The organism is Coleofasciculus sp. LEGE 07092 (genome assembly GCF_015207375.1).
GTDB lineage: Bacteria > Cyanobacteriota > Cyanobacteriia > Cyanobacteriales > Coleofasciculaceae > LEGE-07092.
The window spans coordinates 1-11,653 of record NZ_JADEWY010000066.1 but is presented as its reverse complement, the minus strand read 5'-3'; the positions used below and the strand labels follow the sequence as shown (position 1 = coordinate 11,653).

Annotated in this window: 9 protein-coding genes; 8 read left to right on the top strand and 1 reads right to left on the bottom strand. The window is 46.3% G+C overall.

Annotated elements, in window-relative coordinates:
- Positions 1–9 precede the first annotated feature (9 nt).
- On the top strand, positions 10–624 hold the full coding sequence (locus IQ257_RS16495; protein ID WP_193874401.1) for a class I SAM-dependent methyltransferase: 615 nt from the start codon (positions 10–12) through the stop codon (positions 622–624).
- On the opposite strand, the gene IQ257_RS16490 is transcribed toward IQ257_RS16495, so the two are convergent.
- On the bottom strand, positions 621–1,394 hold the full coding sequence (locus tag IQ257_RS16490) for a Stf0 family sulfotransferase (RefSeq protein WP_193874399.1): 774 nt from the start codon (positions 1,392–1,394) through the stop codon (positions 621–623). The genes IQ257_RS16495 and IQ257_RS16490 overlap by 4 nt on opposite strands.
- Positions 1,395–1,468: 74 nt before the next feature.
- Here IQ257_RS16490 and rpmB point away from each other — a divergent pair, with 74 nt between their 5' ends.
- The 7 genes from rpmB to IQ257_RS16455 all read left to right on the top strand — a co-directional run.
- The gene (rpmB, locus tag IQ257_RS16485) at positions 1,469–1,705 is read left to right on the top strand and encodes a 50S ribosomal protein L28 (RefSeq protein ID WP_193874397.1); all 237 of its coding nucleotides are present in this window, start codon (positions 1,469–1,471) and stop codon (positions 1,703–1,705) included.
- A 557-nt stretch (positions 1,706–2,262) separates the two neighbouring features.
- Positions 2,263–7,368, top strand: coding sequence for a hormogonium polysaccharide biosynthesis protein HpsA (gene hpsA, locus IQ257_RS16480; protein ID WP_193874394.1), 5,106 nt, complete (start codon positions 2,263–2,265; stop codon positions 7,366–7,368).
- Entirely contained in the window at positions 7,365–8,051 is a 687-nt protein-coding gene (hpsB, locus tag IQ257_RS16475; RefSeq protein WP_193874392.1) for a hormogonium polysaccharide secretion pseudopilin HpsB, read from the top strand. The genes hpsA and hpsB overlap by 4 nt, the downstream gene beginning before the upstream one ends.
- Positions 8,052–8,080: 29 nt before the next feature.
- Positions 8,081–9,136, top strand: a complete 1,056-nt coding sequence (hpsC, locus tag IQ257_RS16470; RefSeq protein ID WP_193874390.1) for a hormogonium polysaccharide secretion pseudopilin HpsC — start codon at positions 8,081–8,083, stop codon at positions 9,134–9,136.
- 55 nt (positions 9,137–9,191) lie between these two features.
- Positions 9,192–9,911 (top strand): pilus assembly FimT family protein, encoded by a 720-nt coding sequence (locus IQ257_RS16465; protein WP_193874388.1) that lies wholly within the window; start codon positions 9,192–9,194, stop codon positions 9,909–9,911.
- Between the two features lie 287 nt (positions 9,912–10,198).
- Positions 10,199–10,795 carry a pilus assembly FimT family protein gene (locus IQ257_RS16460; protein WP_193874386.1) on the top strand — a complete coding sequence of 199 codons (597 nt, stop codon included), beginning with the start codon at positions 10,199–10,201 and terminating at the stop codon, positions 10,793–10,795.
- Between the two features lie 141 nt (positions 10,796–10,936).
- On the top strand, positions 10,937–11,653 hold a 717-nt coding region (locus IQ257_RS16455; protein ID WP_265586112.1), incomplete at its 3' end, for a bifunctional folylpolyglutamate synthase/dihydrofolate synthase.

Here is an 11,653-nt window from a genome sequence, read left to right as displayed (position 1 = left end):
ATCGTAACAATGACAGACGAATACCTATCAAAACGTCGGATGATCAGTTACTACAACCAAGTCAGGATCATCAGATCTCTGGGAAAAGAAGTCAAAACTATCCTGGAAATCGGTATATACAACTCTCTTATGTCTGTTTTGCTGACTAGGAATGGCTACAAGGTTACAACTGCCGATGCTAATCCAGAGCTTAAACCGGATATCCTACTGGATCTTCAAGCAGATTTTGACATTCCCAAGGAAACCTTTGATGCGATTGTACTTTTCCAGGTACTTGAACATATACCTTACGAGTATTTTGAAAAAAATCTTATAAAACTTGCTGATGCCACTAAACGGTTTATTGTAATTTCAATTCCCTGCAGTACAGTATTTTTTTCATCCCAGTTCCATACTTCTTTTGCTTTAACTCCTAGGCATTTTCTGATACAACTTCCTAAATTTTGGAGTTCACAACCTTGGACAGACGAGCATTACTGGGAGATGGGACTAAAAGGATATCCCAAAAAACGAATTGTCAGCTCAATTAAAAATGTAGGACTTTTGATCAAGAGAGAATTCCAAGATCCTTATCATCCATACCACTACTTTTTTGTGCTTGAGAAAAATCCTAAATTACTTTAAAATTCTAGAAATTCGGCATAGTTAGTTTGGCGAACAGCCTTAACCACTTCTTCATAGTTTTCAATAAAATCGGAGAGTTGATCAGAGGTTGTTCTCACTAGTTGTGTTTTAACGGGAATAGAAGACAGACCTAAATAGTCAAAGATTCTATTCAGAGTTTCCTGATGTTTTTCGGTTTTCAACAAGTCGTCTTCATAAAGAATAGTGATGTAGGGGAGGTTGAGATTATCTAAGACTTCTTTTTCTTTTTCTAAGTACATTTCTCCATCCTGTATTTGTTTGATGAGTTCATCACAGTCAATATAAGCTTTAGATGGGGTTTTGTTCTTTTTATCTTGAGATGTTAAATGCCATTGGTTTTTACGATTGGCTAGCATTCTAGAAACGGCTTGTCGGAGAATATTTTTCCGTTTCAAGTAAATTATTTTCCAGCCATTTTTGTGTAAATTAAATAAAAAAGCTTCTGGATTTTTCCCTTGGTTATTAATTAACTGATAGATTTTTACTCTAAAGCCATAAACAGGTTGTTTGATCTTGGCACATCGACCTTCCACGTAGAGAACAGGGAAAAGCACTCGGTTTTCTAAAATTTCATCATCGCAATGAATTTTTGGATGGGAATTGAGAAGGCTATATAATAAAGTGCTGCCTGTTCTGCCTTGGCAAAAAATCACAAATTTATTAGTTGGATTATTGGCTTTTTTTAGCAGGGTTCGACCATAAGCAACGAACTCTCTCCTTTTTTTGATGAATGTCGATTCAGGTGTCATTGTTGCCGCTCCTTATCACTAACAAGTGAAATTATAAACTATGATAGAGGATGTACAAAAAACTGGAGGTTTTTATGTCACGCAGGTGTCAACTCACGAACAAGAAGGCAAACAATGCCTATGCTATCTCTCACTCCCATCGTCGTACCAAGAAGCTCCAACAAGTCAATCTACAATGGAAGCGAGTTTGGTGGGCTGAAGGAAATCGTTGGGTGAGGCTGAGACTTTCGACTAAGGCGATTAAAACCCTCGAAAAGAAGGGGCTGCAAACTATGGCGAAAGAAGCTGGGATTAATCTCAATCATTACTAGACTGGGCAGGCAGCCAATTTCCCCTCAGCTTTCTGTATCTCTTGTCCCCGTGTCTCCCTCTCCTTGCCAGTGGGACGGGTGAAAAAGCTGTGTCGCACTGCACTAGGATCAATAATCCCTACTCAGTTCGTTTCTCGTTCTCAGGTTCCAACCTGTGAGCGAGACAACCTAGGTAGGATGGAATTATTCTATTTTCTTTAACAAAATACAGATATACCCGATCCGGAACCCTAATAGTTTTAGATTGGGTTCAGGGGTGATAGGTTTTTGGGGCAAAGTGGGTAGGCTAGGTTTAGCAAGCTAATCGCGAAGAGTGGGTTAACGAGTTAGTCAATCTAGGATTAATCGTTTTGGGTCAGTTTCTTCGGCAGGACAAATCTACCTGGAGAGGGAACTTTCCAGCTTAACCCTTGTCCCAAAATACGAAATAGCCTCGTGCTTATCCGGAAAGCCAACGGACTTCTTGCCCAGAGTCCTCATCAGCCTATTTAATACCGCTAAGGTATTGTACTTCGGTTTCACCGTCGCAGATACTCTCAGTTTCAAAGGAAGTCGCCATGTCAATCCCGAAGAAGCTAACCAAAATCGCCTATAGTCTCTATCGGCAGATTTTAAAGCTATCAAGATCCATCACGAAAGCCGTGATGAACTGGCTGTTACGAAGCTTAATAGTCATGGGGCGTCGTGTGCGTCTTTCAGAGAGTGGGTTTATTTTACCGACGGTGACAATGGTGATTTTGGTGGTTATGTTACTTACCACCGCCATTGTGTTTCGGTCGTTTGACCGGGCGAAGAATGCCAATAACGTTAGGATTGACCAAGCCTTATTAAATTCGGCGACTCCTGCGATTGAGCGTGCCAAAGCCAAACTAGATACCTTGTTCGCTGATGCGAGGCTACCCCGTGGCACCCCTTCTGATGCCTCGTTGTACGGCATTCTGGCTAATAATGATGATGACAAGTACACCTTTGAAGACGAGAATCGCCTCAAATTAGCATACGACATTGATGGCGGGGGCATTACCAACGAATCTACGCTTGGGTCGGGTACTCTAGAAAACTGGGAAACCCTGAGTACAGCTTGGAGATTTCCCGTTGATACCGATAACGACGGTAAGTTTGATAGCTTCACCCTCTACGGCGTTTTCTTCCGCAGTCCTAGTCGGGAAACGAATGGTGAATTTGCTCGCGCCAGGATGCCGTTAGATGCCAGAGTTCCCCCTCAAGATGATGGCATCGGCAGTGGCTTTTGTGAAGCAGCGCTGACAACGAGTGCCAAGTTGGTGAGTGAGTCGGGCTGGTACAAGTCAGGGAGCAAGCTGAAGAAGAGCTTCCTTGTATATACCGTTACTGTACCGATTACGAATATCCAAGAGCTGGGACTCAATGGTAATCAGTATGAAAACTACACCGGGAGTAAAGGTCTTTCAGCGTTAGAGTATCAGCAAGACCGCGCCCGCATCCCCCTGTCTAACAATGCTGTGGTGTATGAAGATGACCTAGAAATTTCTCCAGGGGGAGACTTCTTCCTGAATGGTCGGGTGATGACTAACAGCAATTTGTTTGTGGCTAAAGCAATTGGCTCTGCCGCCAATATTCGCCTCTACCAAGTGAGTAGCCCTAAGTCCTGCTTCTATGATGAAGAAAATAGCAAAATCTTGGCGGGTGGGAATACAGTCAATTCTGTAGCTCTAGCAGCAGCTCCGAGTGGAGGAAATGTTGAGATTCACTTGTTCAAAGAGCAAGAAACTCCTGCCACCAGTCAAATTAGCACAGCCAACCAATCTGTCAAAGGCGTAGCGCCGCAAAATGTTGCCTACAACAGCAAAGCCTACACAGACCGCATCAACTTCTTAGTCAATAGCTGGGTGGCAACTAATGCGCTGCCAACCCAACCTGGGACAGGTGCAGGGGTTCCCAATCTGAAAGATCCAGAGGATGTGCAAACGCGAGTGAAGGCTAGCCAAGCGAGTCAAGCCGAAGCTGTGCGCTTGGAAGCCTTAAGAGGGTGGTTTGAAGACCGCACCCGGCGTGTTCCCTTTGCAGAAGTACCCTACAACGCTGCTGGAACATCCCCAACGTTTACCGCAGCCAATCGACCCATCGGAGAAAAAGACTCCCTGCGACCTCCGAAAAACTGGATGTATCCGGTAGAGCCAAATGATGGCAAAACAGCAACGAGCTATGCCAATGTAGCGCTCAATATTAATGGACAAAAAGTTCAGCCCCCAGCGACGGAACCCCAAACCCTAGAAAAACAAAGTGCTGAACTTTTTGTTGGCGATCGCGCTTTGGTTGGCAACAACCTCCCAGCAACCTGGTACAAGGCGGATAACTACAACAATAATAATGGCACCTTTGTTGCCGACAAAGAAGGGCAACCTATTGATGGCACTGTTTGGGATAAAGATGATAGCAGTGAACCCCAAACTCGTGAACGCTTCACCAGTGTGCGATCGCTAGATGATGTTGGTGACAAAGGTCGAGATGGCTTCTGGGAAAAAGCGGCGGCTAAAGCCCCTAAAAACATTCTTGAGGGAGTTGGTGGTCTGCGGATTGTCACGGGGGCTGGAGTTTATGAGCGGAGAAATTCATTTCTCCCACAGCCTCAATATCAGAACCCGACAACTGGTATAACCTCTGCCACTTACGATGATCCCAATACTCCTGGTGTACAGACATTCCCGATAGTCTGGCCCGACACTATGCCCATGTCACCAAATGTGCAGGGTTTAGCACCTACTGTTCAGCCCACGGTGTTTGATAATTCTAATCCTAATTATATTCCTGGGTCTCCTCCTTCCTCACCCAGTTCTCCCCCAATTGCCTTACTGAATCCTTTACCCGCAGCGCAGACTCCTACCATAGACCCCAATACCCCTCAGTACGCCAAGGGCGACCTGCGGATGCGGGCTACAGCCGTTTATCACTACGCCCAAGATAAATACCAAGACCCTTCGGAAGGCACTGATCAGCAGCAAAGACCCATTGCCTGTGTCAGCAGCTACTATGACCCGAGTTACCGCATCACCAAAGGTAGCACGACCTACGACAGCAGTAGAAACAGTGTAGGTTTACCCCCCAGTAGAGACATTTATGGTAATGTCTCTGGTGCTATTGGCACTGGCAAGTCCAATAACGGCATCAGCTATGGGGTAGGACGAACTTCAGCTACGGTAGGAAGACTCACCCCCAATGCCACAACGGGCTTGTTTCCTCCTGGCATCAATCCAACCTATACAACCCTGGAACAGAAACTGGGGTATCAAGCGAATCTGGTCTTCCCCAATGGGCGTTTTGTCAATGAACCGTTGCGAAGAGCACTGCAAAAAGTGCCAACTGCGCGGACGCTTTCAGATCAATCAGCTATTGACTCGACAATCTGCGCCTTACAAATTTTGGACCGCACCATTACACCAACTGCTGGAGTCATCCCCTATGGTGCGATTAAGGAAGTAGCTTTTCTAGATGCACGGCAAGTGCAACGCCTTGATGCGGATGACGCTAATCCAGCTACTCCTCAACTAGAAGCTAGTCCTGCAATAGAGCCGTTTGTGCAAGCTAAACAGGCTGGATATTACAACCTAAGCCTTGCGGAACGCCAGCCCTTAGAAATTCGAGCGACTCAGATCGATTTAGATCTGCTACAAGGGAAAACCATTGGTATTACTAGCACCCCGGTTAAACCCCCAGATAATAAAGAGTACCTGCTGCCTAACAGTGGCATCATTTATGCCACACGGGATGATGCTTTACCAGATTTGAGTGCTCCTCCTGACCCAACACTCAACACCAAAAAAGAACAGCAAAAAGCTAAACAACTCAGTGAAAGTGCTGTGGATTATCGGCTCGACCCCACCCGCCGTCCCAATGGCATTATGCTGATTAAGGGTAGCAGTTTAGCTCGTGAGGATCAGCAAACATTCAGGGAAGTTGAGAAGGGACTAATCTTAGCCACTAACCTGCCTACCTATATCCTGGCTCAACAGCCAGCTACTGGTACGAAGGGTGAGTTCAACATTCACACCCAACAGGAGTTTACCCAACCTCTAACTCCCAACTGGAACAACTTCTACACTCGCACCACACCCAACCAGAATTTTGCTTGTCGCCCGGGTGATGACCGACTACCTAACTGTAGTCCGGGTGATCAGTGGCGACCTGCAACCATCATCTCAGATGCCATTACCCTACTGTCTAATAATTTCCAATTTGGTTTCCGCAATGAAGGAGACTATGACCTGAGAAATAATCAGGGTTGGGCGGCTAGTTATAATCCGACTACTCCTAGTAAGCGTCAGAAGAATGGCTTCTTTGACAATAACTTTGTAACTAACGGGCTTTCAAGCAAGAACTTGGCATTCGGAACAGGTCGCAATTTCACCGATGCCACATACTCTGGAACTCCTAATAACGCGACTAACGAAGACAGTTCCTACTTCAACAACTTTGTTACACCTGTCCAACGACGGAAAGATTTTCCAGAGTATGTGATGGAAATCTGCCGGAAGTTACCTGTTTCAGAATGTACACCTAACGACTGGGTAGTTGGGACTGCGGCAACCCCCTCTCTAAAAGCGAGTCAAATTCCGCTTGGCACTGCAGCGACTGCTTTATTGTCAGGTACGACAGCCAGACCTCCTTTAAATCCTGAAGACCAACGTTATGCCCGCCGTGTAGCCTTCTTGCGCGATCCTATTGCCGGATCACCGACAGAAAATCAACTATTCCTTGACACTACCAATGGGAATACTCCAGTGGCGATCGGAATCAAGGCTAATCAGGTTAGCTACTCTGCTTACAAAAATGTCTCAATTAACCTTCGCGGTGCCAGCGCTCCTGATAACCATTACGATCCTAGTGGTGGTACTCCGTATGGGGTCACTGCTGGTTTTCCTGACACTCAGGCTAACGCCCTCTGGTTCGCCGCAACTAACAGGTTCGCCGATCCACCTGGAGATCGTCGTTACACAGTTCAACCATTACACTACAAAAACCCACTAACTCCCGGCACAACCGACCAACCCCTCCTAGTTCCCGTATTGCAAGTTCATGTAACCACAGGTCCTTCATGGAACGGTACCACCCCTCAGGGCAATATCGTCAACATAACAAATTGGCTACCCTCCGCTAATGAAAGTACTTTTAACTTGCTAGCAGCATCAGGGAACACACCCATGCGTCCTAGTGAATCGGATGGGGGTCTGCCCAACTTCCCACGCTTCCTGGAAAACTGGAGGAATATAAATGCCAGTATTAGTGGCTCACTCTTGGAATTTGATCGCAGTCGTTATGCCACAGCGCCTTTCCAATCCTCTCTAAATCCGCCTCTAAATCCTACCGATGGTCTTTTGGGCTATCCTCTGCTCTCCCGAACCGATAATACAGGCGGTACAGTTGGTTACTACGCTGCACCTAATCGTGACTGGGGTTATGATGTGGGTCTGTTGAGTCAGTTACCTGACCTATTCGCCGCTCAATTCACTACACCTCCCTCAGGTCCCCCTGATGAATTCTTCCGGGAAGTCAGTCGAGATGATGACTGGGTGCAAAGCTTGTTATGTGCCAGAACCTGGAATGCCAACTTTGCCCAAGGACAACTTGCCGTTAATGCTGTTCAACGCCCAACCGACTACTGTGAAAAGACAACAGATGAGTCATGATGAAAGCCAAAACTACGCAACCTGCCACCCAATCGAAGGAGTCCGGCTTCACGATCATAGAGTCGTTAATCGCGATTATTGTGGTATCGATCTTAATGATTGGACTCGCACCCGTCATCACCTTAGCTGTCGCAACGCGGGTTCAGGCAAGGCGGGTAGAACAAGCAACACGAGCAGCTCGATCTTACGTTGATGCGGTCAACTCTGGGGCAATTGAGGCTCCCACGGTGATGGTAAAAGACAACATTAACGTATCCACAGATGGACTCGTAGCTGTGTCCCCACCGTCGGGAAGTTTCACTTGTTCCCAAGACAACGCTTACTGCACTACACCGGCAAACTTATACTGCATCGATCTCGATAGTGATGGTAAATGTACCTCCCAAAGTCCTCAAGACCTAGTTGTTCAAACCTTCGCCGCAATTTCTGCTGATGGCACCACCTCTGTTGACGTACAACGAGGCTACCGCAGCTATCGTTTAGGGGTACGAGTGTATCGGGCATACGCCTTCGATGGTGAACAATTCCCCAAGCCTGAGGGACAGAAACAATCTAGCTTTGGTGTTGTCGTGGGAGGAGACAAATTAAAATTACCCCTCGTGGAAACCACTACACAGATTGTGGTCAATGACAAAACGGAGTATAGCGACTTATGCACCAAAGCTGGCGTCAACGGTTGCTAAAACGCTATTAGCAAAGAGGAAGAGGCTCAATGAATAGTCTACTAAGATTACTGTTAAAAAGAAAACTTAAACCTTCTAGGGTGAACCCAAAAGCAGGCGGTTTTACTCTGATAGAACTTCTGGTGGCAATAATCATGGCAGCACTAGTCATTGGACCTCTGCTTGGGTTTGCCATCAATATTCTATCAACAGACCGTCAAGAGCAAGCTAAGGCTAACTCAGAACAAGAAATTCAAACTGCTCTAGACTACATTGCGGCAGATTTAGAGCAGGCATTCTATATCTACGATGGATACGGACTTCGAGATCAAAATATTGCCGATCAACTTCCCTCAGTGGATGGCGGAGTTCCTGTACTCGTATTCTGGAAACGGGAGAAGGTTAAGGATGCTCTCCATTTCAATCAAAGCCAACTCTGTAACTCCGGTGACGCTAGCAACGATTGTAATGATGTGTTTCCCTACTCCCTGGTTGCCTATTACCTGATTCAAGATGACAATCCTACCTGGTCTCAGGCAGCTCGCATCGCCCGGTTTCAAATACGAGATGGCATTAAAAATCCAACAGTGCCGACAACAGGAACTTTCCCAAATATCAAGACTAACTATTTACTTGATACTGACACAGTACAAGGTCAAGCCGATCCAGGCTTCCAAATCTTTAACTTAAAAGCCCAAGTTAGTGACCTAGATGTTAGTCCCATTGAAGCAAGGATGAATGCATGGGAGAGATCAGGTGCCTATAATTTTACTGAAACTCCTGTTATGCCACTTGTTGATTATATAGATCAAAGCACTCAGGACACACCGACTCCAGTCGATTGCCGCAAGACTCTGCTGGGATCTGAGAAGAGTCCTCCCGAAGACCCTAAGCGCACCAAAGAAAGAATGCTCACTAATTCTAGTCCGATAAATAGCTTCTATGCCTGCGTGAATTCCAGTACCAATGAAGCCTTTATCTACATGAGAGGCAACGCCCAAATGCGATTGAGCAATCCTGATAATGCTCAATACAATGAGAATTCTACCTTCTTTCCCAGCGCAACGATCAGGGTGAAAGGTCGCGGTTTCTTGGGAGTTGAATAATCGATTCACCAGACTCATCTGTGGCAATGACAGAGCTACTCTAGGGGAGAATACTATGGGTAATCCAGCTTTATTAAAAATTAGACGAAGATTTCATAACTATACAGCAGCCAAAGTCAATCAACGTCTGTCAAAACAATCCTCCCCTAAAGGGGATGCCGGATTCACACTGATAGAACTCATTGTCGTAGTCCTGATCATAGCAGTTCTCAGTGCGATCGCCGCTCCTGGTTGGCTGGCATTTGTGAACCGCCAACGGGTGGCTAAGGTTAACGATGCGGTATACAGTGCCATTCAAGAAGCCCAGCGAGAAGCAAAACGGACGAAACGCGACTACACGGTTAGCTTCAAAACCGACGGCGATAAATCCTTAAAAAGTGCTGTCTATCTGGATGGCACTTTACCCGCCAATATACCTTGGCAACCCCTAAGTCAAACTCTAGACATCCAACCTGGACAAGTTATTCTTTGTTCTAATATCGACACTACGGCGAATAAAGTTGCAGGTTCAACGACTTGTAATTTTACTGATCCTCGCTCAATTAGGTTTAATTTTCAAGGAAGTCTAGCGGGTGATCCAAAACCAGAGCTTGGTGACACAAATGATAGGATGTTATCGGTTACCGTTGGCATCCCCCAATCCGATAATGCTACACAACCCATTCCAGCTACTGCCCGCTGCGTCATGGTCAAAACCCTGATTGGCTCAATGCAACTCGGTCAAGATAAATATGATCCTACATCCGACTCACAAGCACAAGGTTGTCCATTGTAATAATTTTGCAATTGAGTGGCGCTCAAAGACAAACTGATTAGAGCCACTAGCGTTTCTCGATCGGGTGAGGTACATCCTAATGAAGGCAGGGAGTAGGGAGTAGGGAGTAGGGAATGGGACTGTACCTCATGTAAGTGAGAACCGCTATAACAACTCCGACACATTACCGATAACCGCAAAAACCCTGATTTTTAGACGTTAGGGTTTTTATTTTTCCCAGATTCTACCCTATTTTCCACTCAAAAAATCCAATTTAATCGGAATTAATCTCATCTGAGTAAATTCCGATGCTCCGAAATAGTCAACCCATTCGCAAAACTGCCCCCCACTCAACCGCAGGATACACACTACTCGAACAAATAATAGTAGTAGCAATAGTAAGTATTTTAAGTGCGATCGCAGCACCCCAAGGACTTGCCTTTATCAACCATCAACGCCTCAATACAGCTCAAAACCAAGTTTACCGAGCCATGCAAGAAGCCAAAAGCAACGCCATGCGCGATAAAATAACCTGGCAAGCCAGCTTTCAAGAGGTTAATGGTGTAGTGCAGTGGTCTGTTCATCCCGCTGATTCAATAAACTTTATTCCATCAGGCGTTCAATGGCAGAACCTCGGTCAAACTATCCGCATTGATAAAGAGAAAAACAAGAAGGGCGCATACGAAACCACACTAGACAGTCCAGGCAGAAAAACCCTAACAGGTCCTTGGCGCGTCCAGTTTAACGATAAAGGCAACACCAACGGACAACTGGGTCAAATTACCCTAATTAGCAACAACGATAGTAAAACCAAACGCTGTATTTATATCTCTACTCTGATAGGAGCTATGCGAACAGGTCAAGAACATCCTAAACCCAATAGCAATAAGAAGTATTGTTATTAGAGGAGATAGGAGTTAGAAGACAGGAGTTTGAACTCCGGGCAGGCAAGATGCCTACCCCACAAGAAAAATCTCTATAGTGTGGATTGTGGGATGGGCGTCCCGCCTGCCCTGCAAATGGTAAAAGATGTGAAATTATCTACCATGACTATCGACTCTCTCCTCAAACCCTACCAACGCTTCGGCGTCCATCTCGGACTCAACCGCATTCAACGACTCCTGTCCGACTTAGGCAACCCCCACCACCACATTCCCATCATTCACGTCGCCGGCACCAACGGCAAAGGTTCCGTCTGCGCCTACCTCTCCTCAATTCTCACCGAAGCAGGCTATCAGGTTGGACGCTACACCTCTCCCCATCTCATCGATTGGACAGAACGCATCTGTATCAACCAAAAACCCATTCCCCCCGAAGCCCTAACCCAACTCCTCCTGCAAATTCAAGCCGCCATTCCCGACAACTGCGAGGATTCTCCTACCCAGTTTGAAGTGATCACCGCCGCCGCTTGGTTATACTTTGCCCAGCAACAAGTAGATATTGCCGTAATAGAAGTGGGATTAGGAGGACGACTCGATGCTACCAACGTTTGCGATCGCCCCCTCGCAACTATTATCACCTCCATCAGCCGCGAACACTGGCAAGTCCTGGGTTCCACCCTAGCCCAAATCGCTACCGAAAAAGCCGGTATCCTCAAACCCAACTGCCCTGCAATTATTGCTCCCCTTCCCCCCGAAGCCAAAGCCGTCGTCCAATCTCGTATCGAACAGCTCAATTGTCCTGTGGTTTGGGTAGAACCCAATACTGTTCAGTTAACCTCTCCCCCAACCCCTCTCCTGCAAGGAGAGGGGTTGGGGGAGAGG

Coding starts and splice junctions, on each gene's coding strand:
- hpsC (WP_193874390.1), top strand. CDS start 8,081: ATGAATAGTCTACTAAGATTACTGTTAAAAAGAAAACTTAAACCTTCT.
- IQ257_RS16495 (WP_193874401.1), top strand. CDS start 10: ATGACAGACGAATACCTATCAAAACGTCGGATGATCAGTTACTACAAC.
- rpmB (WP_193874397.1), top strand. CDS start 1,469: ATGTCACGCAGGTGTCAACTCACGAACAAGAAGGCAAACAATGCCTAT.
- hpsB (WP_193874392.1), top strand. CDS start 7,365: ATGATGAAAGCCAAAACTACGCAACCTGCCACCCAATCGAAGGAGTCC.
- IQ257_RS16490 (WP_193874399.1), bottom strand. CDS start 1,394: ATGACACCTGAATCGACATTCATCAAAAAAAGGAGAGAGTTCGTTGCT.
- IQ257_RS16460 (WP_193874386.1), top strand. CDS start 10,199: ATGCTCCGAAATAGTCAACCCATTCGCAAAACTGCCCCCCACTCAACC.
- hpsA (WP_193874394.1), top strand. CDS start 2,263: ATGTCAATCCCGAAGAAGCTAACCAAAATCGCCTATAGTCTCTATCGG.
- IQ257_RS16465 (WP_193874388.1), top strand. CDS start 9,192: ATGGGTAATCCAGCTTTATTAAAAATTAGACGAAGATTTCATAACTAT.